We start from the raw sequence: 24,154 nt of genomic DNA, 5'->3' as shown, positions 1-24,154 counted from the left end.
CTAGAGCGTTTCATTTTTTGATAGAAGCGTATCCGGCATTAGCAAAGTAGTTGGTGCATTCGGCTGGCATAACGCCTCTGACGAGGTGACCGATGTGGTCGCAGGCGTCGTCGATCGTGCGTTTCTGTGCGATGCGCATCCAATGTTTGATTTTGGCAAAGACCTGCTCGATCGGGTTCAGGTCGGGTGAGTACGGCGGCAGGTACCACAGCCTAGCGCCGGCTTTGCGGATCATCTGACGGACTGTCGGCGACTTGTGGCTACCGAGATTATCCATGATGACGATGTCGCCCGGTTTGAGCACTTTGACGAGTTGCTGTTCGACATAGGCGCGGAAGCTTTCGCCGTTGATCGGTCCGTCGAACACGCAAGGCGCAGTGAGCTGGTCACAGCGTAGGGCACCGAGGAAGGTCAGGGTTCGCCAGTGACCGTGCGGCGCAAAGCCGCGCAGCCGCTCGCCCTTGGCTCCCCAGCCGCGTAGCGGTGCCATGTTGGTCTTGATCCAGGTCTCGTCGATGAACACCAGGCGGTTTGGATCGAGGCGATCCTGCAAGCTGCGCCAGCGCTGCCGCCGCCACACGACATCGGCGCGGCCTTGTTCAAGGGCGAACAGAGTTTTTTTTGAAGCTGAGACCTTCGCGTCGCAGAAAGGTCCACACCGCGTGGTGCGAGACTTTTACGCCTCGCGCGGCAAGTTCGTCCTTCAGCCCGTGCAGCGTTAAATGTGGCATCTGACTGATCCGCTCCACGATGAATGCTCGATGCGGCGCCAGAACTGGCTTGCGGTGTCCCCCCATCTTGCCCGGCGCGACCGAACCTGTTGCGCGATAGCGCTGCCTCCACTTCACGACCGACGACACCGCAACATCGAACCGGGCCGCCACGGCATGGCAACTCTCGCCGGATTCCACCGCCTTCACGGCTCGTTCACGAAGATCATTCGAAAGAGGTCGGACCATCCGATGCTGGCCTCCGATCCAGCCAGCATCTTGAATCACAAACCGCCGCCCGACGGAATCCCTTTCGATTCAATTAATCAATGATCCGCTCTAGCTTCCAGGGCCTGTACTCATTCAGCGGCTGAACCGACTGATATCCGCTCATCCCGCAAAAAGCGGCGGAGGAGCGCACATCGCCGTCGTTGTTTGCGACATGGCACGCGCGGTTCGATGCCGATCCCACCCATGCCTGGCAGCTACTGGCATGCCCTTCTGATTGAGCCGTGGCGGTGATCACATCATGCGGGTGTCTTGCTCGGCGTCTCTCGGGATTTACAACTGCTCGCGAAGAAACGGGCTTTCCGCTAGGACGTGGGAAGCCCAGTTCATGATGTCCAGGGCGGCGGCGTTGGAAAGGTACCAACCCAACGGCCCAAAGTGCGCGTTCGCAGCGGCAAGACACATGGCTTGGTTGTGGGCGACGCATTGCCGCTCAGAATCATTGGCGACGGCCTCATCAGGGAGTTGATCGACGCATACTGAATCGAATTCCGCCAACGGGTTCTCCGAAAACGGATGCAGTTCCGTCTCCACGATTCCCCGCAGCTCAGTCGATTTAAGGGACTGAACGGCCTCACGGGATCGGGCCGAGCGCGCATTCCAGAACGCTGATAGAGAAGACAGACCGTTGAAAGATGGTACAGAATCAGCCGTCGGGACGCCGTCTTTGGTGGAACGGAGGGGCGCCGGACCATATTTCCAGATTGATCGTACGGGCGTGTAGTGTTTTTTGAGCAGGACGTCAGCGAATGTCTCACATGTCGTATCGAGGCCGTCCGACGGATTCCCGTCGATGCGCAACGTCCTGAGATGCGCGGGCATGGGCTCGGGCGTGTGGGCTGATGCGGCGATCAGTATCTCGCGAAGCGATGCCGCGCGGGAGTTGTCGTAGAATGCTCTATCGACCACAAGCGTCCAGCCGATTGGTGGGCGCATAACCTCGGGAGGACTGTCGTTGCGCAACGTCTTGAGATGCTGTGGCAATGGCTCGTTCGCGTAGGTTGATGCGTCGATCAGTATCTGGCGAAGCGATGCCGCGCCGGAGTTGTCGTAAAATCCTCCATCAACCACACGCCTCCAGCCGATTGGCGTGCGTATGACCCCGGGAGGACTGATGATCGGAAATCGCGCGCTGTTTAGCGCTGCGACGCCGAGTTGCATGTTTTTGAAGGCAGCGTATCCTTCCCAGTCAATATTCGACATCACCACGCGGTCGCCGCTATCCGCATCGGTTGCGGTGAAAATCAGTTTTGGGCGGACTTTCAGCCCGGCATCAAGCCGCCCGAGATTGATGGTGTATCCTTCCGGCGAGCTCCGGTCCGCGAGCTCTTTTCGAATGGCTTGCAATGCAGAAGCCTGCCAGCTGTCGACGAGGGCTTGGCCGCGATGTGCATTGCGGGAGAAGGGCAGCTCGGGCGTGAGCATAGCCGCGAGCGGAGCGGCCAAATGGTCGCGAACGAGGGTTCCGTACACCAGCTTCGTAAGCGGTGAGGGGATGTTGAGTTGCTGGCGCGGTTGCGGGAGCGAAAGCCGCTTTACGAGAGCCGGGACATCGGCGGCCTTGCATTCGCTCCAGGCCGATGCTTCGCTTTTCTGCGCACTCACCAGTTCCTGCCGAAGCATCGCCCAAGTCGCGATGCCGAGCGCCCCGCCGGAAACGCCGCTGGCGGCAAAGACGTGCGTTCCAAATCGGCCGCATGTCAGGTCATCGGCAAGGCTGAGGATCGTCGCTGTGAAAAGCGCCGCGCGCAGTCCGCCCCCGTCCGCATGGATCGCGTAGGCTAACGTCTTCGTGTCGGATTCCTGCTTAACGGCCGGCGCCGCCCCAGGCTGCCCTGCGAGCTGCTCCTGGCCAATCTTTTCGCTCGAGCCTGACCACCAGATCGCAGCGATCACCGCCAAGACAACCGCAATGTCCGAGCGCCTTCCGGCGAAAATCCATCGCCGCGCGACGCAAATCAAAGCTGCCGCCGATGCGGTAATGAACGCAATGTGGGACAGGGCTGTGGCGAGGCTGCCGATTTGTTGTGGCAGCTCCACCGGGCCGGCATAGACGATGAGAGCCAGCAAAACCCACAACAAGCCAAGCAGAGCTCTGGGCCACGCGACTGTCTGCTTTGCCCCGGCAAACAGTGCAGCAAGCACGATGGCAGTGATTGTGGCCCACTCAGCCCAACGCACGAAGAATGTCAGACTCCAGCGCTCGTTCATGCCTTCCGTGAACAACATCGAGGCGCAGAAGGCCGCCGCGACGATGCCCGAGCTCCATAGCAGGACGGATTTCCCTCTAAACTCCTTGCCGGGGGCCCAGCGAATGCCGCAGCACACCAGGACGACGATCGACACCAGCAACGGTTCACCTGGCGCTCGCCGCAATGTCTGTAGCGCGGCGCTGTGCATGATGATTGTCGCCAGCACGACGATAACCCAGGCACAGAGTCTGACCGGCTCGAGCATTTTGGGGTCTTGGCCGGAGCCGGATAGCTGATCTCGGGGGACGCCGGTGATACGTACAGTCAGACCAAGGACAGCGACCAGCGATACGGACGCGATCCAGAACGCCGCGTATCGCCGAACACCCGCCTGTAGCTGTTCGCCGGACAGGACGTGGAACTGCCCTAGATCAATATCGAACATGATGCCAAGCAGGAGGTCTGGGGTCTGATCAGCCCAAAGAAACAGCGCTGCCAGAATCGCTGTGACGAGCACCGCGATCCAGGCCCTCAAAACAAGCGTATCCCATACGATCACAAAATTTGCGACTCCCCACCGTAGGACACACGTGAGTTGTCCGAGAAGCCAACGCCAATCCGATAACTTTCTCCTCGCCGCGGGCGCTTCGATGCGATCGGCGTCTGGGATCGGATCGCCGGCGGCGCCTCGATTTTCGGGGGGAGCTGGTTCGGTCATGGAATCGCTATCCTTCCCGATTTGGGCGCAGATCGCGGCATGATCGGCGCGCAATCAAACCGGCTGCATGGCCGCTCACGTCACGCTTCGGTTTTGGAGCGTTTGCGCATAGCGTCACAAAGGCGCGCGGAGCCGGCATCGATCCATGCGCGACGCTTGGCCGGACGACCGCGCGCGAGCGACGCCTACGATATCTGCCGATTGCTCCGTCTTCATCACCCGTTTGGGTGATTCCAGTCCGAGAGGCTTCAGTCCAGACGCTCAGGCGCGCACGAACAGCTGCAAATGTGCCACCGGAGGAAGAAGGAGCCTAAATCAAACGCGCGAACGATCCCCGCGTTTACTTGAACACGATCATCTTCTCAGCCGTCATCTCATGCATTGTGTAGGGAATGCCGCCGACGCCATGTCCTGATACGCGGCGACCCGCGAAAGGCATCCAGTCGGTGCGGAAGGCGGTGTGGTCGTTGATCATCACCGCTGCCGCGTCGAGCCGCTCCGCCGCATCCAGTGCAACCGCGAGATCGCGCGTAAAGATGGCGGACTGGAACGAGACGGGAAGTGAGTTGGCTTCGGCGATCGCATCGTCGATGTGCTCGAAGGGGTAGACGCAGGTCACCGGTCCGAACACCTCGAGGGTCGAGACCTTGGCATCGCGGGGCGGCGAGATGAGTATTGACGGCCGAAGCGTGGTCTCGCTTAGCCGTCCGCCGCCAATCTGGCGTGTTCCGGCCGCGGTCGCCTCGGCGATCCAGCCTTCGACGCGCGCGACCTCCTGCGGCGTAATGAGCGGTCCGACCTCGGTCTCTGGGAGTGTCGGATCTCCCACTTTCAGGGCCTCGACCCTTGCCGCCATCCGGTCGATGAATTCCTTCTGAAGCGCGGAATGCACGTAGATGCGCTGGACCGATACGCACACTTGCCCCGCGTGGTAATATCCGCCCTTGACGATTGGCTCGATGATTTTCTCGAGATCGGCGCTGCGGTCGACGATGAGGGGAGCGACGCCACCGTGCTCGAGCGCGCAGCGCGCACCGGGGGTGATGACGGATCGCAAGTGCCAGCCGACGCGCGCCGAGCCGATGAAGCTCAGGAAGGCGACGCGCGGGTCGGTCGCAAATTTTTCCGGAAGGCTGGGATCCTCCGGGAGGAACGTCTGGACCCAGCCTTCGGGCATGCCCGTCTTGTGAACAAGCTTCACCAATTCCACACAGCACAGAGGCGTTGTGCCTGCCGGCTTCACGATCACCGGGCAACCGGTCGCGATCGCCGGCGCGAGCTGGTGAACGATCAGGTTGAGGGGATGATTGAAGGCCGAGATCGCCGCGACGATGCCGATCGGTTCCTTGATGGTCCATGCCCGCCGGCCGTCGCTTGCGGGCGTGAGGCCCATGGGGATCTCGACCCCACCGCGGGTGCGCAGAAAGTCTGCCGCCGAGCGGATGCCGTCGATCGCCCGATCGGTCTCGATCAATGCGTCCGTAAGCGGTTTTCCACCCTCGCGTGCGATCAGGGTGCCGAAATCCTGTCGCTTCTCGGCAACCAGATCGGCAAGCTTGTTGAGAATGGCGATCCGCTGATGCGGCTTCAGCCAGGCCTTTCGGTCCGCGAGCAGCTTTCGTGCGGTCTCGAACTTCGCCTCCAGCGCGGCGGCGTCGTCACTGACGAGCTCGGTGATCTCTTTTCGGTCGAAGGCCTGTACAACTTTGATCATCATTGTCTCCCGCGCATCGGCGAGTCAGAGGCGGCATGGAGCTGGAGGCCGAGGCGCGCTGCTCTCCGGCTGTCTGCACCGCGCGGATCAACTTGGCCTCCCAACGCTCTCACCACCAAGTGTATGGCCTCGAGCGAGGGCTGGCCATGTCGCGCGTCGGCGCGGAGCGGGTGCGGTCGTGCGATTTCGCAATGATGGCATTGTGCCGGTGTTTTGCCCGACGAGTCAAACCGACTTGCGGACGCGCTAAGTCATTGATCCGACAGCCGCCGGCTACTGTGCATGGGGTTGTTTTCGGCCTTTTTTGTTGGGGAGCGCCCCTCACGCGCTCTCCGTCTCCCGATGCACGTCGTGCACCACGAGACCCATGCCTTCGTCCGGCATCTTGATCCAGTCGCGCCGCTTCAGCGTACGCTTGGTGTCCTCGTATCCGCTTGTCCAGTGCTCGCGCATCGAGGTGCCCGAGAATTCGTGGTCCTTGGCGTCGCCTTCATAGGCTTTCTGCTGGTAGATCAGATGCAGGATCGCGATCTCCGGCATGCTGCGCAGGCTTGTCTTGAGGCTGCGATCCTCGTCGGACAATTGCTCGTCCGGAATCTTCGCCAGCGCCTTGTAGAGCTGGACTTTGAGATTGTGCGTCTTGCGATAGACATCGGTGTTGTGGCGCGTGCGCGAGGAATACATGATGTCCTTGTGGCGGGCCATCACGTCCTGGATCGAGCGCGGCAGCACGCCGCGGGCGCTGAACAGGTCGACCTGGAACACTAGCGAATTGAGCGCATCCTCCTGGTCGAGCAGATGCTGGAGCGGGGTGTTGGAGACGATGCCGCCGTCCCAGAAATGATCGGTGCCGATCCGCACCATCGGCAGCGCCGGCGGCAGCGCGCCGGAGGCCATGATGTGCTCCGGCTCGATCTCGTCATGGGCGTTGTCGAAATAGATGAAGTTGCCGGACAGGATGTTCACCGCGCCGACCGCGAAGCGGACCTTCTTCTCGTTGATGAGGTCGAAGTCGACCAGCTCGAGCAGCGTCTCCTTCAGCGGTGCCGTGTCGTAATAGCTGGTCGCAGTCCGAGCTCCGACCGGGCTGAGCCATGGATTGACCTGGTGCGGCGTGAAGAAGCCGGGCTGGCCCATCGCCGAGGTCATGTAGGCGCTGACGAAGTTGCGCGCCTGGCGGAAGATGTCGCCGTCGGGCGTGTAGTGCCAGATCTTGCGTTTGGTGATGCGCTCCCAGAAGATTCGGAGCTGATCGAGCCGGTTCTCCGGCTTGTTGCCGGCGATGATGGCGGAGTTGATCGCACCGATCGAGACGCCGCAGACCCAGTCGGGCTCGATGCCGGCCTCGTGCAGCGCCTGGTAGACGCCGGCCTGGTAGGCGCCAAGCGCGCCGCCGCCTTGCAGCACCAGCGCGACGCGATCGCAGCGCTCGGGGCGCCAGCCCCGTGAGGGAGGCTGCTGTGTCTGATGTGTCGGTTGCGATGTCTGTGTCGCCTGCGACGTCCGGGCGTCCATGGTGATGCCTCCTGCTTTTCCAAACGATTGCGTCCGGCAATGACGGTGTGATGACAAAGCGGGCATCGATGCATCGTCGGCATGCAGATCAACCGCAACGGGAATGGCACGGGGTCGTGCGGTTGACGGAAATCCTTCACATCGCGGTCAATGACGGCGGCTAGCAATTTGGATAAAGTCGGTAGCCGCCGGGCAAAATCACAGACGTCACACAGGAGACCAGCGATGCGCAGGGAAGATTTGCTGAGACTTCCGTCCATGCCGGCGGCCGGGCCAAGCTATCCGGCCGGCCCTTATCGCTTCGTCAACCGCGAATTCCTCGTCATCACCTACGAGACCGACCCGGACCTGATCCGCGCCGGGCTGCCCGAGCCGCTGGAGCCGATCGACCAGCCGATCGTGCATTACGAATGGATCAGGATGCCTGACTCCTCCGGCTTCGGCAGCTACACCGAGTCCGGCCTCGTCATCCCCGCGCGCCTGCATGGCGAGGAGGTCAACTTCGTCTCGCAGATGTATCTCGACGATGATCCGCCGATCGCGGCCGGCCGCGAGATTTGGGGCTTTCCCAAGAAATACGCCCATCCCAAGCTCGATATCGTCAAGGACACGCTGACGGGCACGCTGGAATATGCCGGCCAGCTCGTCGCCATGGGCACGATGGGCTACAAGCATGAGAGCATGGCCGGCAACGGCGATCTCACCCGCGCCACGCTGTCGAAAACTCAGATCAATCTGAAGATGATCCCGGGCGTCGACGGCCATCTCGAGGTCTGCCAGCTGGTCGCCATCAACCTCATCGACATCGTGCCGAAGGGTTCCTGGATCGGACCCGGTCGGCTGCATCTGGTGCCGCATGTGAATGCGCCGGTTGCGGATTTCCCGGTCCGCCGCTGCATCGGCGCGCATCACTACATCGCCGATTTGACGCTGCCGTTCGGCCGCGTCGTGCACGACTACATCAAGGAGGCCCAGGCGGGGGCCGCGACGGGGCTGGCCGCGGAATAGGGCGGCCCCATCATCAAGCTGTAACATCGGCGTAATTGAGTACCCGCGAGAGATCCGGAGGAGGCCACTAACGGCCCCCCGGTCATGGGCTGCATATGTGGGGGTCAGCATGGCTGAGCCGGCAAAGCTTGTCAGCGCGATATCGGATGTTGCGCCGGCCATTCCTGGTCTCGTCTGGGCATTCCGGCTGCACAGCGACGGCAGCGCCGAGGCGCTGCCGATCGACCAGCCGATCGAGTTCAGCCATGACGGCCGTCTCTGGCTGCACTTCAACCTCACCGATGCGCGCGCCCGCCCGTGGATTGCCGATTCCAGCCTGCCGCCGCTCGCACGCGAGCTGTTGCTGTCGAACGACACGTTCCAGCAGCTTCACGTCATCGACCACTGCGTTTACGGCGTGTTTTCCGATCTCGTGCGCGACATCGACAGCGCGACGGAAGAGACTGCGTTCCTGCGCTTCGCCATGACCGAGCATCTGCTGGTGTCCGGCCGTCATCAGGCGCTGTGCTCGGCGGATGCGACCCGCCGCGTGCTCGAAGGCGGCTATCGCGTCGACAATGTCGCTCATCTCTTGGAGAAGATCGTCGACGAGGTGGCCGACACGCTGGACCGCATGGCCGACAAGCTCGGGCAGGAGATCGACGGCATCGAGGAACGCATTCTCGCCGACGACGCCAAGCCGGAGATGCGCCGCACGCTCGGCCGGCTGCGCCGGACCTGCGTCAGGCTGCATCGCCAGCTGACTGGGTTGCGCGTGCTGTTTCACCGCCTCGACCAGAAGAACACCGATCATCTGGCGCCGGGACTGCGCATCCAGGCCGGCAAGCTGGCGCAGCGGCTGGACGGGCTCGATCACGACATCGTCGAGCTTCGCGAGCGCAGCCGTCTGCTCGAGGAGGAGCTGCGTTTCAAGAACGAGGAGGAGAGCAACAAGCATCTCCACACGCTCTCGATCGTGACGACGCTGCTGCTGCCGCCGACGCTGATCACAGGCATTTTCGGCATGAACACCAAGGGCCTGCCGCTCACCGACGTCGAGGATGGGTTCCTGTGGGCCGCCGCGATGATGGTTGCCTCGATCGTCCTGGCCTATCTTTTCATGCGGCGCACGGGCATCTTCAAAAAATAGCGCATGCCAGCCGGTGTCAGCCGTGAGTGGGACTGCCCAGACATTTGTGTTGCGACGCGCGGCCGCGATCATCGCGCTGTCTCTCGCCAGCACGAGCGCGTTCGCCGGCGCCAAGGACGAGAGCGCGGCCGACTGGCTGGCTCCAAAATGGTTCAACGAATGGCATGACGGGCTCGCCAACAAGGGCCTGAATTTCGGTGCGACCTACATCGCCGACAATATCGGCAATGTGTCGGGCGGGGTGTCGCGCGGCGCCATCCATTTCGGCCGCCTCGATCTCTCGGTCGATGCCGATCTCGACAAGCTCGTTGGCTGGACCGGCGGCCGCTTCTACGCCAATGGCTACGTGATCTACGGGCGCGGGTTGACGCGCAACTACATCTACAACCTTGCCACCATCAGCGAGATCGAGGCATTGCCCGACCAGCGGCTCTACAATGCTTATTTCGAGCAGAGCCTCTTCAACGACAGGCTGAATATCAGGGCCGGCCAGCAGGCCGCCGACGTGGAATTCTTCGACAGCCAGACCGACGACCTCTTCATCAACGGCACCTTCGGCTGGCCTGCGATCAAGGCGAGCAATCTTCCGGCCGGCGGCCCGGCGCCGCCGATCGCGGTGCCCGGCCTGCGTATCAAGGCGGCGCTGACGGACAGGATCACGGCTTTCGGTGCGGTCTTCAACGGTAATCCGGCCGCGCCCGGTGACGGTGACCCGCAGACGCGCGACAATCATGGTCTCGCCTTTCGCGTCAACGATCCGCCCTGGCTCATCGGGCAGGTGCGGTTCGACTATGACATCGACATTGGTGGCCGCTCGCTCGCCGGCAATTTCACACCCGGCGGCTGGAAGCACTATGGTGATTTCGACAGCCAGCGTTTCACGGCGGAAGGCCTGTCGCTCGCTGATCCCTCAGGAAGCGGCATTCCGGCCAAGCTTCACGGCAATTACGGACTCTTCGCAGTCATCGAGCAGGTGCTCTACCGCCCGCCGGGGTCGACCGACAACACCACCTCGGCCTCGATCCCGGGCGTCACCGCGTTCGGCCGCATCGCCTACAGCCCGCCCGACCGCAATCTGATCGATCTCTATCTCGACGGCGGCATCGGCTTCGTCGGCTTCGTTCCCGGCCGCCCGCTCGATCGCTTCGGCGCTGCGATCGCCTACATGCGGATCTCGAACACGGCGCGCAACCTCGATCTCGATACGCAGTTCTTCAGCGGCGTCTCAAGCCCGGTACGCAGCAACGAGACCCTGATCGAGATGATCTACGAAGCGCACATCAAGCCGGGCTGGCTTATCGCGCCGTACTTCCAGTACGTGTTCCGCCCATCCGGCGGCATCCCGAACCCGAACGATCCAGCCGGGATATCGCGGATTGGTGACGCCGCGGTGTTCGGCGTCACCACCACGATCAGGTACTAAGCCATCGCCGGCTTCGCTTGCGGCTTCGGCTGCCGTGAGAGTCCAAGCACCATCAGCGACGCAAACACGCAGAGCGCACCCGCAACGAAGAAGGCGGGTAGATAGCTCTGCAGCAGCGTCCGCGACAGGCCCGCGCCGAAGGCCGCAGTGCCGGCGCCAAGCTGATGGCCGGCAAAAATCCAGCCGAACACCAGATTGGCGCGCTCGGGTCCGAATTTTTGCGCGGTGAGGCGCACTGTCGGCGGCACCGTGGCGATCCAGTCGAGCCCGTAGAACATCGCGAAGATCGACAGGCCATAGAACGAGAAATCGCTGAAGGGCAGGAAGATCAGCGAGAGACCGCGCAATCCGTAGTACCAGAACAGCAGGTAGCGATTGTCGTAGCGATCTGACAGCCAGCCCGACATGATGGTGCCGAAGAAGTCGAAGATGCCCATCGCCGCCAGCAGGCTCGCCGCCTGCACTTGCGGGATACCGAAATCGAGACACATCGGGATCAGATGCACCTGCACGAGGCCGTTGGTCGAGGCGCCGCAGACGAAGAAGGTCCCAAACAGGATCCAGAACGCGCGCGATTTCGAGGCGTCGCGCAGCGTGCCGAGCGCCACCGCCGTGATCGAGCCGTGGTTCACCGGCGGCGCGGGCAGGGGGTCGGTGCCTTCATCGCCGAACGGGCGCAGGCCCACATCGCTCGGGCGGTCGCGCATCACGAGCAGGACTGCCAGTGCGGAGACGCCGAGCATGATACAGACGAAGCCGAGCGCAAGGCGCCAGCCGAAGCGTTCGGTGAGGCTTGCGAGCAGCGGCAGGAACACGAGCTGGCCGGTGGCGACACTCGCGGTCAGGATGCCGACGACGAGGCCGCGCCGCGCGGCAAACCAGCGCGTGGAGATGGTGGCGCCCAGCACGAGCGCAGTCATGCCGGTGCCGATGCCGATCACGACGCCCCAGAGCGCCACAAGCTGCCAGATCTCGGTCATGCCGAGCGAGGCCACCAGCGCCGAGACGACGATGAGCTGCGCGGTCAGCGTGACGTTGCGCAGGCCGTAGCGATTCAAGAGCGCGGCCGCGAACGGCGCCATCAGCCCGAACAGGATGAAGCGGATCGACAGCGCAGACGAGATCTGCGCCGTGCTCCAGCCGAACTCTTTCTGCAAGGGAACAATGAACACGCCGGGCGCGCCGACCGTGCCGGCGCTGATCAGCGCGGCGAAGAAGGTCACGCCGACCATCACCCAGGCATAGTGGATATTGCGGCGGCCAAGCGCTGCCGCGAGCCAGTTCGAAATCATTGCCCCTCAATCGTCGTTGGCGGGTGTCGAAAGGCCCGCGTCATTGTTGCAGTCTGGCATAAGAGCGGTAAGTCTAAAATGCTAGACTTCCCTCATTTTCGGACGTTGCGTCAGTGCGTGAGACGTTCCACCGCGATCGCCGTGGCCTCACCGCCGCCGATGCAGAGTGCCGCGACGCCGCGCTTGAGATTGTTCGCTTCGAGCGCATGCAGCAGCGTCACGATCAGCCGTGCGCCGGTCGCTCCGATGGGATGGCCGAGCGCGCAGGCTCCGCCGTTGATGTTGAGTTTGTCACGGGGAATGCCGAGATCGCGCTGCGCAGCCATCGCCACCACGGCAAAGGCTTCGTTGATCTCGAACAGGTCGACATCGCCGGCACTCCAGCCGACCTTGTCCAAGAGCTTGCGGATCGCCGGAATCGGCGCCGTGGTGAACCATTGCGGCTCCTGGCTGTGGGTGGCGTGGCCCTTGATCACGGCCAGCGCTGGCAGCCCGTTGCGATCGGCGAGCGAGCGCTTCGTCAGGACCAGCGCAGCAGCGCCGTCGGCATTGGCGGAGGAGGCCGCAGGTGTGATCGTGCCGTTGGCGCGGAACGCCGGCTTCAGACCGGGAATCTTTGCGGGATCGACCTTCAGCGGATGCTCGTCATTGGCAATGATGCGCGGCCCCGCTTTCTCGGTGAGCGTGATCGGTACGATCTCGGCCTTGAACGCGCCGCCCTCGACCGCTTTGCGCGCGCGGCTGAGCGTTTCCATGGCATAGGCGTCCTGGTCCTTGCGGGTGAACTGATAGGCTTCCGCGGCGGCCTCGCCGAAATCGCCCATGGAACGGCCGGTCTCGTAGGCATCCTCCAGCCCGTCCATCATCATGTGGTCGATGATGCGGTCGTGGCCGGCGCGATAGCCACCGCGCGCCTTCGCCAGGAGATACGGTGCGTTGCTCATGCTCTCCATGCCGCCGGAGACGACGATGTCAGCCGAGCCCGCGCGAATGATGTCGTGCGCCAGCATGGTCGCCTTCATGCCGGAGCCGCAGACCTTGTTCACGGTGGTGGCACCGGTCGCGTCGGGAAGTCCAGCCGCGCGCGCCGCTTGCCGCGCCGGCGCCTGGCCTTGGCCGGCCGGCAGCACGCAGCCCATGAAGACCTCGTCGACCTTCTCCGGCGCGAGTTTCGCGCGCTCCAGCGCTGCCCCAATGACATGCGATCCGAGCTTGTGCGCGGCCAGCGGCGAGAGCTCGCCCATGAAGCGGCCGAGCGGGGTGCGGGCGGCGGAAACGATGACGACGGGATCGGCGGCTTCGGCCATGACGGAACTCCCTACGATGACGGGTAAGATTATGATCATCATATGATGCGGCGCAAAAAATGCAACCGCGACCAGCATGAGAAATTGTCGTGGTTCGGATGAGATTTGGTCGTTCGGACGGAGGAGGGGCGTGGCCGTGGGCGCAGCAACCGCGTCACTCACGCTGTCATCACCCGCGAAAGCGTGTGATCCAGTATTCCAGAGGCGGCAGTGGTTGAGCCGATGGGCCGCGGCGTACTGGATGTCCCGCTTTCGCGTGGCATGACACCGTTGTTGGAGCGGCCCTAACGCTTCCGATTCACAAACGCCTGCATCAGCCGCGTCGGCTCGTCGGTCAGGAACGACTCGCCGAACACCTTGACGCTGAGGTTCACCGACTCCGTCAGCGGCAGTTCCTCCCATTGCCGCAACAGCGCCTTCTGCGAGCGCAGCGCCTCGGGGCCGCATTCGAGCAGCGCTTTCACAAGGTGCTCGATCTCGGCATCCAGTCCACCCTCCGGCGCGACCTTGTCGACCAGTCCCCACACCAGCGCCGTCGGTGCGTCGATGTTTTCCGCCGTCATCACCAGCCAGCGCGCGTGAGCCCAGCCGATCAGGTGCGGTAGCAGCGCGGCGTGGATCACCGAGGGGATGCCGACGCGGACCTCTGGCATGCCGAATTGGGCATCATGGGCGGCAATGCGGAAATCGCAGGCGGCGGCCACTTCGAGCCCGCCGCCGAGGCACCAGCCGGGCATCCGCGCGATCACGGGAGCAGGGAACGCGCGCACCGCTTCGCAGAGATCGCGCAGGCGGCTGATGAAGGCCTCGGCTGACTTCTGGTCGAGCTTGGCCATCTCCTTGATGTCGGCACCGCCGATCATGCTCTTCTCGCTCTGGCCGCGCAGCACCACCACCCGGATGCTGCGATCGGAAGAGAGCTGCTGCAAGCCTTCACGCACCGCGTCGGTGACGGGCGAACCCAAAATGTTGAGCGAGCCGGCATTGCAGATCGCAACGTTGACGACCCCGCGCACATCGCGCGTCACGCCGCAGTGGTTGTTGAGCATTTCCATGGCGATATCTCTAATTTTCGTGGACGTGCGCGGGCGCACCGGTCGGGATCACTTCCGGGCCGAAATGGATTGCTTGTCAAGACGGGGGGAGAGGCGGAGTTGCCAGCGCAAAATCCGCGGCATAGTATGACATATATCATTTAAAGAGGCGGCCATGACCGACATCGATCAACTCGACCTGTTTTCGCCGGCGCAGCGACGCGAGCGTGTGGTGGACTGGCAGGTTCCGGCGCCGATTGCGAAAGCTGCCATGGGTCTTTCCGGCATGGACGCCATGCTCGGCATTCGCGACGGCCGGCTGCCGCCGCCGCCCTTCGCGAAGCTGATCGGTTTCATCATGGCCGTGGTCGAGCCGGGCCGGATCGTAATGGAACTGGAGCCGCGCGAGGATCTGGAAAATACCATCGGCCTGCTGCACGGGGCGACCGCTGCGGCGCTGATCGATACCGCCATGGGCTGCGCGATTTCGACGCGGCTGGAGGCCGGGCAGGGGTCCGTCACCCTCGATCTGAAGATGACCTTCCTGCGCCCGCTCTCGGTCCGTTCCGGGCTGATTTCCGCCGAAGGCAAGGTGATCAAGCTGGGGCGGCAGACCAGCTACACCGAGGGCTTTGTCCGCGATGGCAAGGGCGCGCTCGCGGTCCATGCAACTGCAACCTTTTCCATGATTGGCGGCACATAACCGGGAATTAATGCGCGGTCCGTCCGATATACGTGTTATAAGATGATTTCCGACATCCAATGAGAACCGCATGCGCTATTCCCGGGAACACAAGCAGGAAACTCACGATCGCATCGTGAAAAAAGCGTCCGTGCGGCTGCGCGAAAAGGGGGCCCACGGGATAGGCGTCGCCGACCTCATGAAAGAGGCAGGCCTGACCCATGGCGGCTTCTACGCGCATTTCGATTCCCGCGAGGCGCTAGTGATCGAGGCTTTTGCCTACGCCATGGACCGCTCGATGGAGCATTGGCGCAAGCAGTCTGATCAGGTCGCGCCCGAGAAGCAGCTCACCCAGATCGTCGAAACCTATCTCTCGGCGTTGCACCGCGACAATCCCGGCCATGGCTGCTCGATCCCCTCGCTCGGCTCCGAGATCTCCCGCGAGAGTCCGAAGACGCGAAAAGCCTTTGCCGGCAAGCTCGACGAGATGATCGAGATGATGGTGGGTTTTATTCCCGACATGTCGCGCAAGGCCGCGCGCAAGCAGGCGATCGCGACGCTCGCCACGATGGCCGGCACCATGCTGCTGGCGCGCATTGCCGGCACCAGCGAGCTGTCGGACGAGGTGCTCAAGGCCGGCAAGGACAGCGCGCTCGAAGGCGCGCGGCGCGAGCCGAAGGCTGTGGCTGCGAAGAAGGCTAAGCAGAGTTAGGTGAGGTGCCGTAGGGTGGGCAAAGGCGCGTGAGCGCCGTGCCCACCATCTCGCCACGACCGGGGTTGACATGGTGGGCACGCTTCGCTTTGCCCACCCTACGAGAGCGGCATCACCGCCCCGCAAACAACGCCCGCTCGCGCTCCACGATCTCGCCGATGTAATCCGCCACCGCCCTGATCCGCGCGAGGTCCTTGCTGTCGGCGTGCATCAGCATCCAGAATGTGCGGGTGATCGAAACCTCCTCCGGCAGCACCGGCACAAGCTGCGGATAGTCGCTCGCCATGAAATGCGGCAGCACCGCGATGCCGAAGCCTGCGAGCGTGGCATTGAGCTGTGCGATCAGATTCGCACTGCGCAGACGCGCCGAAATCCGCGGCGATACTTGCGGCAGATAGTCGAGCTCCGGCGTGAACAGGAGTTCCTCGATATAGCCGACGAAACGGTGCTGCGGCAGCACCTCGCGCGAGGCGATCTTCGGGAAGCGGTCGAGATAGCCACGCGCAGCATAGAGCCCGAGGCGGTAGTCGAGCAGCTTGCGGCCGACGATGCGGCCTTCCTTCGGCATGGTCAGGCTGATGGCGATATCGGCCTCGCGCTTGGAGAGACTGAACAGCCGGGCGGTTGCCACAAGTTGCAAATCGAGGTCGGGATAGCGGTCGGCAAAGGGCGCCAGCCGCGGGGCCAGGAAGGCGGTGCCAAACCCGTCGGGCGCGCCGATCCGCACGGTGCCGGTCAGCCGCGCCACCGAGCCGCCGACCTGCTCCTGGTTGGCGACGATGGTCGATTCCATCGCTTCCGCACTGTCGGCGACGCGCTGGCCGGCCTCGGTCAGGAGATAGCCGGTCTTGCGCCGGTCAAACAGCTTGGCCGAGAGGTGCTTTTCCAGCCGGTCGACGCGGCGGATCACGGTGGCATGGTCGACGCCGAGCTGCTTTGCCGCAGCCGAAACCGAGCCGCCCCGCACGATGGCCAGCACGAAGCGGAAGTCGTCCCAGTCGATGTTATCTTGATCCGGCATTTTCGCACATCTATGGTGCATTATCTCAGACTTGAATCCTATAAAATGCAGGTCGATAGGATTTGTCAAAGCGTTCAGGCCTCAAGGAGATCATTCCATGCGTTCAATCGGACATTTCATCGGTGGCAAGGAGGTCAAGGGCACCTCGGGCCGCACCGCCGACGTTTTCGAGCCGATGACCGGTGACGTCCAGGCCAAGGTGGCGCTGGCGTCCAAGGCCGAGGTCCGTGCTGCGGTCGAGAACGCCCGCGCCGCGCAGCCGGAATGGGCTGCAACCAACCCGCAGCGCCGTGCCCGCGTCATGATGAAGTTCGTCGAGCTGGTGCAGCGCGACTACGACAAGCTGGCCGAGCTGCTCGCCCGCGAGCACGGCAAGACCGTTCCCGACGCCAAGGGCGACATCCAGCGCGGCCTCGAAGTCGCGGAATTCGCCTGCGGTATCCCGCATTTGATGAAGGGCGAGTACACCGAAGGCGCCGGCCCTGGCATCGACATCTATTCAATGCGCCAGGCGCTCGGCGTCGTTGCCGGCATCACGCCATTCAACTTCCCAGCGATGATCCCGATGTGGAAGTTCGCGCCTGCGATTGCCTGCGGCAACGCCTTCATCCTGAAGCCGTCGGAGCGCGATCCCGGCGTGCCGATGATGTTGGCCGAGCTGATGATGGAGGCGGGCCTGCCGGCCGGCATCCTCAACGTCGTCAATGGCGACAAGGAAGCCGTCGACGCCATCCTCGATGATCCCGATATCAAGGCCGTCGGCTTCGTCGGCTCCACGCCGATCGCGCAGTACATCTATGAGCGCGCAGCCCAGACCGGCAAGCGCTGCCAGTGTTTTGGCGGCGCCAAGAACCACGCCATCATCATGCCGGACGCCGACATGGACCAGGCGGTCGATGCGCTGATCGGCGCCGGCTACGGCTCGGCCGGCGAGCGCTGCATGGCGGTCTCCGTCGCCGTGCCCGTCGGCAAGTCCACCGCCGACCGGCTGATGGAAAAGCTGATCCCGCGCGTCGAATCGCTCAAGATCGGCACCTCGATCGATCCGTCGGCCGATTACGGTCCGCTGGTGACGCGCGAGGCGGTCGAGAAGGTCAAGGGCTACATCGACATCGGCATCAAGGAAGGCGCGACGCTGGCCGTCGACGGCCGCGGCTTCAAGATGCAGGGCTACGAGAACGGTTTCTATCTCGGCGGTTCGCTGTTCGACAATGTCACAAAGGACATGCGGATCTACAAGGAAGAGATCTTTGGCCCGGTGCTCTCGGTGGTGCGTGCGCACGACTACAAGGAAGCGCTGGCGCTGCCGTCCGAGCATGATTACGGCAACGGAGTTGCCATCTTCACCCGCGACGGCGACGCCGCGCGCGATTTCGCGGCCAAGGTCAATGTCGGCATGGTCGGCATCAACGTGCCGATCCCGGTGCCGATCGCCTATTACACCTTCGGCGGTTGGAAGAAGTCGGGCTTCGGCGATCTCAACCAGCACGGCCCGGATTCGGTCCGCTTCTACACCAAGACCAAGACGGTCACCTCGCGCTGGCCGTCCGGCGTCAAGGAAGGTGCGGAGTTCTCGATCCCGCTGATGAAGTGATCCTCTCAAGAGCGAGGCGATGATGCAGTTCGCTCTGAACGAGGATCAGGTCGCAATTCGCGACATGGCGTTGGCGTTTGCGGCGGAGAAGATCGCGCCGCACGCGCTGCGCTGGGACGAGGAGAAGCACTTTCCCGTCGACGTGATGCGCGAAGCGGCTACGCTCGGTATGGGCGGCATCTACATCCGCGACGATGTCGGCGGCTCCGCCATGACGCGGTTCGACGCGGCGCTGATCTTTGAGGCGCTGGCGACGGGCTGCCCGACCACCGCGGCCTTCATCTCCATCCACAACATGGCGTCCTGGATGATCGATGCCTATGGCAGCGACACCCAGCGCCACACCTGGCTGCCAAAGCTCTGCACCATGGAGCTGATCGCAAGCTATTGCCTGACCGAGCCCGGCGCCGGCTCTGACGCGGCAGCGCTGCGCACCCGTGCGGTGCGCGACGGTGACCACTACGTCCTCAACGGCCAGAAGCAGTTCATCTCGGGCGCCGGTGGCACCGATCTGTTGGTCGCCATGGTTCGCACCGGCGGCGACGGCCCAGGTGGCATCTCGACCCTCGTCATCGACGGCAATACGCCCGGCGTCTCCTATGGCGCCAACGAGCGCAAGATGGGTTGGAACGCGCAGCCGACCCGCGCGGTGATCTTCGAGAATGTCCGCGTGCCGGTGGCCAATCGCCTGAGCGAGGAGGGCGTCGGCTTCAAGATCGCGATGGCCGGCCTCGACGGCGGCCGCCTCAATATCACGGCGTGCTCGCTCGGCGGCGCGCAAACCGCGCTCGACAAGGCGCGCGCCTACATGAAGGAGCGCAAGGCTTTTGGAAAACGGCTCGACGAATTCCAGGCCCTGCAATTCAAGCTCGCCGACATGGCGATCGAGCTCGAGGCCGCGCGCACCTTCCTGTGGCGCGCTGCCGCCGCACTCGACCGCAAAGATCCGGACGCCACCATGCTCTGCGCGATGGCCAAGCGCTTCGGCACCGATGCCGGCTTCGAGGTTGCCAACCAGGCGCTCCAGCTTCATGGCGGCTACGGTTACCTCAGCGAATACGGTATCGAGAAGATCGTGCGCGATTTGCGCGTGCATCAGATTCTCGAAGGCACCAATGAAATCATGCGGCTTATCGTGGCGCGCAAACTGATCGAGGGCGCGCGATGAATGCAGCGGAAGAGAGCGACCTCATCGTTCGCCGCGAGGGCGCGGCGGGCGTGATCCGGCTCAATCGCCCCAAGGCGATCAACGCCATGACGCTTGAGATGTCGATCGGAATCGATGCGGCGCTCGACAAGTTCGAGACCGATCCAGAGGTCGCGGTCATTGTGCTCGAGGGCGCGGGCGAACGCGGGCTCTGCGCCGGCGGCGACATTCGCGGTCTCTGGGAGAGTTCGCGCGAAGGCGGTGATCTCGGCGCGCGGTTCTGGCGCCAGGAATACGTCATGAATGCGCGGATCGCGAAGTATCCGAAGCCGTACATCGCATTCATGGATGGTCTGGTGATGGGCGGCGGCGTTGGCCTGTCCGGTCACGCCAGCCATCGCGTCGTCACCGATCGCACCAAGCTCGCAATGCCCGAGGTCGGGCTCGGCTTCTTCCCCGACGTCGGCGGCACCTGGCTGTTGTCGCGCTCGCCCGGCGAGATCGGCACTTATTTCGGCCTGACCGGCCAGACCATGAACGGGCCGGATGCGATCCACGCGAAATTTGCGGACGCGGTGGTGCCGGCGGCCAAATGGCCGGAGCTGCGCGAGGCGCTGACGAAAGTTCGCGCTGGCGTGACCGCGACGGAGGTCAGCAAGCTCATCAACAGCTTCGCCACTGGCGATGCCGCGGGTCCGGTGGCTTTGAGGCAAATGACAATCGACGCGCTGTTCGGCTTCGACCGCATGGAAGACATCTTCGCCGCGCTCAAGCGCGACGGCTCCGAATTCGCCATGGCCACACTGAAGACACTCGGCGAGAAATCGCCGCGCGGCATGGTGGTGACGCTGAAGCTGTTGCGGCTCGCGCGCAAGGCGTCGAGCCTGGAGGAGTGCCTGGTGCGCGAATATCGCGCGGCGCTGGAGGTCTTCCGCAGCGACGATTTCCGCGAGGGCGTGCGTGCCGCCGTGATCGACAAGGACCGCAACCCGACCTGGTCGCCGCCGCGCATCGAGGACGTGACGCCGGACATGCTTGCGCCCTATCTCGCCGAGATCGGCGCCGACGAATTGAAGTTCAACTAACAACGCCACTAGCGGAGGACATCAAGATGGCTACGATCGCATTCATCGGTCTCGGCAACATGGGCGGCCCGATGGCGGCCAATCTGGTCAAGGCCGGCCACAAGGTGGTGGCGTTCGATCTCGCGGAGGCCTCGCGCAATCAGGCCAAGGCCGACGGCGCGAGCATCGGCGAAAGTGCTGCGAGTTCCGTGAAGGGCGCCGATGTCGTCGTCACCATGCTGCCGGCCGGCAAGCATGTACTCGGTGTCTGGAACGAGGTGGTTCCCGCCATGACCAAGGGCGCGCTGATCATCGATAGTTCCACCATCGACGTCGAGAGCGCACGGCAGGCGCATGCGCTCGCTTCCAAGAACGGCGTGCTCTCGGTCGACGCACCGGTCTCCGGCGGCACCGGCGGCGCCAAGGGCGCGACGCTCACCTTCATGTGCGGCGGCGAGGACAAGGCATTTGCCGCGGCAAAGCCCGTGCTCGAAAACATGGGCAAGAAGATCGTGCATTGCGGCGGCGATGGCGCGGGGCAGGCCGCAAAGATCTGCAACAACATGATCCTCGGTATTTCCATGATCGCGGTGAGCGAGGCCTTTGCGTTGGCTGAGAAGCTCGGCCTCTCGCATCAGGCGCTGTTCGATGTTGCCTCGACCTCGTCAGGCCAGTGCTGGTCGCTGACGACCTATTGCCCGGTGCCGGGACCGGTGCCGACGTCGCCCGCCAACAACGACTACAAGCCGGGCTTTGCCTCGGCCCTGATGGTGAAGGATCTGACGCTGGCGCAGGACGCGGCGAAGGCTGCAGGCGCGGCGACGCCGCTCGGCCAGCATGCGCAGGAGATCTATCAGGCCTTCGATAAGGCTGGTCAGGGCGGGGTGGATTTTTCCGGAATTATCAAGCACGTTAGGGGGCTGGCCGGGAAAGCCTAATGACGACATTTCAGGAAGCGCGCGCGTTTCTGTTGCACAACCGCACGGAATACGAGACAGCGGTCAAAGACTTCCGCTGGCCCGATCCGGTTCCCTTCAACTGGGCGCTCGACTGGTTCGACGCCGAGCTGGCGGCGAATGCGGAGAGCAAGGACCGGCCCGCGCTCTGGATCGTCGACGCCGCGCAGGACAAGCAGACAAAACTGTCCTTTGCGGCGCTCTCGCGCCGCTCCAATCAGGTCGCAAACTTCCTCCGCGCAAAGGGCCTGAAGCGCGGCGATCATCTGCTGCTTCTGCTCGGCAATGTGGTCCCGCTGTGGGAGACCATGTTAGCTGCGATGAAGCTCGGCGTCGTTGTCATCCCCGCCACCACGCTGCTCACCGCCGACGAACTGCGCGACCGGCTCGATCGCGGCAAGGCGAAGGCGGTGGTCGCAGCGCAAGATCAGGTTGCGAAGTTCGCAAGCCTCGGCGCAGAGAATGTCGTGCGCATCGTGGTCGGCGCCGCCTCCGATGGCTGGCTGTCGTATGATGATGCGGCGAAGGCGTCGGAGAGCTTTGCGCCGGACGGACCGACCAACGCCGACGACCCGATGCTGCTCTATTTCACCTCGGGCACCACGGCAAAGCCAAAACTGGTGCTGCACAGCCAGCGCAGCTATCCCGTCGGCCATCTCTCGACCATGTACTGGATCGGGCTGAAGCCCGGTGACGTCCATCTCAACATTTCATCGCCCGGCTGGGCCAAGCATGCCTGGAGCTGCTTCTTTGCGCCCTGGAATGCGGGTGCCACCGTATTCGTGGTCAATCAGCCGCGCTTCGATGCCAAGGGCCTGCTCGCTACCATCGGCCGCTGCGGCGTCACCACGCTGTGCGCACCGCCGACGGTGTGGCGGCTGTTCATCCAGGAGAACCTCGCAGCCTTCAAGGTCGCACTTCGCGAGGTTTGCGGCGCCGGCGAACCGCTCAATCCGGAGGTGATCGACCAGGTGCAGGCCGCCTGGGGCCTCACCATCCGTGACGGCTACGGCCAGACCGAGACCACGGCACTCGCCGGCAACTCGCCGGGGCAGACAATCAAGGTCGGCTCGATGGGCCGCCCGCTGCCGGGCTACCGTGTGCAGGTCAGCGATGCCGATGGCAACCCTGCGAAGGAAGGCGAGGTGGCGCTGCTGCTGGGCGCGAACCGTCCCGCCGGCCTGATGCAGGGCTACCAGGGCGACGACGGCGAGCTGTCCGGCGCGGAAGGCGCGCTCTATCGCAGCGGCGACGTCGTATTCGAGGACGAGGATGGCTATCTCACCTTCGTCGGTCGTTCCGATGACGTCTTCAAATCCTCGGACTACCGCATCAGCCCGTTCGAGCTGGAGAGCGTGCTGCTCGAGCATGAGCTCGTCGCCGAAGCCGCCGTGGTGCCGAGCCCCGATCCGATCCGGCTCGCGATCCCCAAGGCGTTCGTGCTGCTGACATCAGGCGCGGAGCGGACGCCGGAAACGGCGCTGTCGATCTTCAAGCACCTGCACACGCGCCTCGCGCCGTTCAAGCGCATCCGCCGTCTCGAGATCGTCACCGAACTGCCGAAGACGATCTCGGGAAAAATCCGCCGTGTGCAGCTGCGGCGGCTGGAGCGCGACGACGACCGCAACGACCCCCTGCGCGGTCGCGAATTCCGGGAAGAGGATTTTCCGGAGCTGCCGAAAACACGGAGCGAGACCTAAGTGAACGAAGTCTGGAAGAAGCCGCCGATTGCGCTCGATGCCTATCAGGCCATGGTCGGCAAGGAGATCGGCGTGTCGTCATGGCACATGGTCGATCAGCCTCGCATCGACACCTATGCCGACGTGATCGAGGATCACCAGTTCATCCACGTCGATCCCGAGCGCGCGAAGAAGGAGACCGCGTTCGGCACCACGATCGCGCACGGCTTCCTCACGATGTCGCTGTTGTCGATCATGTCCTATGAAGTGATGCCGGTGGTCGCGGGCACCACGATGGGTGTGAATTACGGCTTTGACAAGCTGCGCTTCATCTCGCCGGTCCGCTCAGGCAAGCGCGTCCGCGGCCGTTTCGTGCTGGCTGAAGCCAAACTGCGCAAGCCGAACGAATTCCAGACCCGCACCAATGTCACGGTGGAGATCGAGGGCGAGGACAAGCCCGCGCTGGTCGCGGAGTGGCTGGGCTTGACCTATTTCGCGTAAGTCTGGCCGGGCTTGACCCGATGCTTCATCGCTGCTCAAAAGTCTGTCAAATCGCGCTCGGTGCACCCTCTCCCCTTGCGAGGGCTTTGCACAGAGGGGCGAGCGGGCGCTTGAGGTGCGTCGCGGGCTTTTTTGATGTCAGCCCGCTACAGTGAGCGGCATTTTGCTCATTTCATCCCCTGTTGTCCTCTGTTTTTTCATGCGGAGACGGACTCCTGGCGTTGTGCGGCCAATGCGCCGGCCGCACGCCGTAGGTTGTAGGCGCAGCAGGCCAGCACGATGTGCACCTGATTGCGCTCGAAGTTGAAGAAGCGCATCCGCCGGAGACCATAATGCTCCTTGAACACGGCGTACGGACGCTCGACGGCGGCGCGCACCTTGGCGATTAGTTTGTTGCGCAGCTTCTGCCGCGGCGGCAGTTCGGGATGATGCTTGTTGGGCCGATGCATCAGGCGGTCCTTGATGCCA

General features: G+C 63.5%; 20 protein-coding genes. 11 read left to right on the top strand and 9 right to left on the bottom strand.

Annotated features, from left to right (window positions below; all coding sequences use genetic code 11):
- Nucleotides 1-10: 10 nt before the first annotated feature.
- The 4 genes from UB31_RS40520 to UB31_RS19990 all read right to left on the bottom strand — a co-directional run bounded on the left by UB31_RS40520 (nucleotide 11) and on the right by UB31_RS19990 (nucleotide 7,137).
- A protein-coding gene (locus UB31_RS40520) for an IS630 family transposase (RefSeq protein WP_156163132.1) occupies nucleotides 11-959 on the bottom strand; the annotation gives its coding sequence in 2 pieces (ribosomal slippage) (nucleotides 11-622 and nucleotides 624-959; 948 coding nt in all).
- Between the two features lie 312 nt (nucleotides 960-1,271).
- Nucleotides 1,272-3,908 (bottom strand): hypothetical protein, encoded by a 2,637-nt coding sequence (locus tag UB31_RS20000; protein WP_156175454.1) that lies wholly within the window; start codon nucleotides 3,906-3,908, stop codon nucleotides 1,272-1,274.
- Nucleotides 3,909-4,248: 340 nt separating this feature from the next.
- The gene (locus UB31_RS19995) at nucleotides 4,249-5,622 is read right to left on the bottom strand and encodes an aldehyde dehydrogenase family protein (protein WP_045012143.1); all 1,374 of its coding nucleotides are present in this window, start codon (nucleotides 5,620-5,622) and stop codon (nucleotides 4,249-4,251) included.
- Between the two features lie 321 nt (nucleotides 5,623-5,943).
- The gene (locus tag UB31_RS19990; RefSeq protein ID WP_045012142.1) at nucleotides 5,944-7,137 is read right to left on the bottom strand and encodes a patatin-like phospholipase family protein; all 1,194 of its coding nucleotides are present in this window, start codon (nucleotides 7,135-7,137) and stop codon (nucleotides 5,944-5,946) included.
- Nucleotides 7,138-7,362: 225 nt separating this feature from the next.
- Between UB31_RS19990 and UB31_RS19985 the strand changes: the two genes are divergently transcribed.
- From UB31_RS19985 to UB31_RS19975, 3 genes are all read left to right on the top strand, one after another.
- Nucleotides 7,363-8,145, top strand: a complete 783-nt coding sequence (locus tag UB31_RS19985) for an acetoacetate decarboxylase (protein ID WP_045000568.1) — start codon at nucleotides 7,363-7,365, stop codon at nucleotides 8,143-8,145.
- Nucleotides 8,146-8,254: 109 nt separating this feature from the next.
- Nucleotides 8,255-9,274 (top strand): transporter, encoded by a 1,020-nt coding sequence (locus UB31_RS19980; protein WP_045012141.1) that lies wholly within the window; start codon nucleotides 8,255-8,257, stop codon nucleotides 9,272-9,274.
- A gap of 22 nt (nucleotides 9,275-9,296) precedes the next feature.
- Nucleotides 9,297-10,697: a carbohydrate porin gene (locus UB31_RS19975; protein ID WP_045012140.1), complete on the top strand. Its 1,401-nt coding sequence runs from the start codon at nucleotides 9,297-9,299 to the stop codon at nucleotides 10,695-10,697.
- Here the strand turns inward: UB31_RS19975 and UB31_RS19970 are convergent.
- The 3 genes from UB31_RS19970 to UB31_RS19960 all read right to left on the bottom strand — a co-directional run bounded on the left by UB31_RS19970 (nucleotide 10,694) and on the right by UB31_RS19960 (nucleotide 14,351).
- The gene (locus tag UB31_RS19970) at nucleotides 10,694-11,989 is read right to left on the bottom strand and encodes an MFS transporter (RefSeq protein WP_045012139.1); all 1,296 of its coding nucleotides are present in this window, start codon (nucleotides 11,987-11,989) and stop codon (nucleotides 10,694-10,696) included. The genes UB31_RS19975 and UB31_RS19970 overlap by 4 nt on opposite strands.
- 110 nt (nucleotides 11,990-12,099) lie before the next feature.
- Nucleotides 12,100-13,296 (bottom strand): acetyl-CoA C-acyltransferase, encoded by a 1,197-nt coding sequence (locus UB31_RS19965; protein ID WP_045012146.1) that lies wholly within the window; start codon nucleotides 13,294-13,296, stop codon nucleotides 12,100-12,102.
- 284 nt (nucleotides 13,297-13,580) lie between these two features.
- Nucleotides 13,581-14,351, bottom strand: a complete 771-nt coding sequence (locus UB31_RS19960; protein WP_045012138.1) for an enoyl-CoA hydratase — start codon at nucleotides 14,349-14,351, stop codon at nucleotides 13,581-13,583.
- Nucleotides 14,352-14,505: 154 nt separating this feature from the next.
- On the opposite strand from UB31_RS19960, the gene UB31_RS19955 reads away from it, so the two are divergent.
- Nucleotides 14,506-15,033: a PaaI family thioesterase gene (locus UB31_RS19955; RefSeq protein ID WP_045000559.1), complete on the top strand. Its 528-nt coding sequence runs from the start codon at nucleotides 14,506-14,508 to the stop codon at nucleotides 15,031-15,033.
- 70 nt (nucleotides 15,034-15,103) lie between these two features.
- Nucleotides 15,104-15,724, top strand: coding sequence for a TetR/AcrR family transcriptional regulator (locus UB31_RS19950; protein WP_045012137.1), 621 nt, complete (start codon nucleotides 15,104-15,106; stop codon nucleotides 15,722-15,724).
- A 112-nt stretch (nucleotides 15,725-15,836) separates the two neighbouring features.
- Here the strand turns inward: UB31_RS19950 and UB31_RS19945 are convergent, their stop codons facing one another.
- A complete protein-coding gene (locus tag UB31_RS19945) occupies nucleotides 15,837-16,745 on the bottom strand; it encodes a LysR family transcriptional regulator (protein ID WP_045012136.1) in 909 nt (302 codons plus the stop codon).
- A 97-nt stretch (nucleotides 16,746-16,842) separates the two neighbouring features.
- Between UB31_RS19945 and UB31_RS19940 the strand changes: the two genes are divergently transcribed.
- The 6 genes from UB31_RS19940 to UB31_RS19915 are packed head-to-tail and all read left to right on the top strand — an operon-like array spanning nucleotide 16,843 to nucleotide 23,686.
- Entirely contained in the window at nucleotides 16,843-18,339 is a 1,497-nt protein-coding gene (locus UB31_RS19940; protein WP_045000553.1) for a CoA-acylating methylmalonate-semialdehyde dehydrogenase, read from the top strand.
- 22 nt (nucleotides 18,340-18,361) lie between these two features.
- Nucleotides 18,362-19,507: an isobutyryl-CoA dehydrogenase gene (locus tag UB31_RS19935; RefSeq protein ID WP_045012145.1), complete on the top strand. Its 1,146-nt coding sequence runs from the start codon at nucleotides 18,362-18,364 to the stop codon at nucleotides 19,505-19,507.
- Nucleotides 19,504-20,571, top strand: coding sequence for an enoyl-CoA hydratase/isomerase family protein (locus UB31_RS19930; RefSeq protein WP_045012135.1), 1,068 nt, complete (start codon nucleotides 19,504-19,506; stop codon nucleotides 20,569-20,571). Before UB31_RS19935 ends, UB31_RS19930 begins: the two co-directional genes overlap by 4 nt.
- Nucleotides 20,572-20,597: 26 nt before the next feature.
- Nucleotides 20,598-21,488, top strand: coding sequence for a 3-hydroxyisobutyrate dehydrogenase (gene mmsB, locus UB31_RS19925; RefSeq protein ID WP_045012134.1), 891 nt, complete (start codon nucleotides 20,598-20,600; stop codon nucleotides 21,486-21,488).
- A complete protein-coding gene (locus UB31_RS19920) occupies nucleotides 21,488-23,206 on the top strand; it encodes an AMP-binding protein (RefSeq protein WP_045012133.1) in 1,719 nt (572 codons plus the stop codon). Before mmsB ends, UB31_RS19920 begins: the two co-directional genes overlap by 1 nt.
- Nucleotides 23,207-23,686: a MaoC family dehydratase gene (locus tag UB31_RS19915; protein ID WP_045012132.1), complete on the top strand. Its 480-nt coding sequence runs from the start codon at nucleotides 23,207-23,209 to the stop codon at nucleotides 23,684-23,686.
- A gap of 197 nt (nucleotides 23,687-23,883) precedes the next feature.
- Here UB31_RS19915 and UB31_RS19910 read toward each other — a convergent pair.
- Nucleotides 23,884-24,154, bottom strand: a 271-nt coding sequence (locus tag UB31_RS19910) for a transposase (protein WP_045009670.1), incomplete at its 5' end; no start/stop codon positions are given.

The organism is Bradyrhizobium sp. LTSP849 (genome assembly GCF_000938255.1).
Lineage (GTDB): Bacteria > Pseudomonadota > Alphaproteobacteria > Rhizobiales > Xanthobacteraceae > Bradyrhizobium.
Note: the sequence above shows the minus strand (reverse complement) of the source record. Positions and strands in the feature narration are given on the sequence as shown.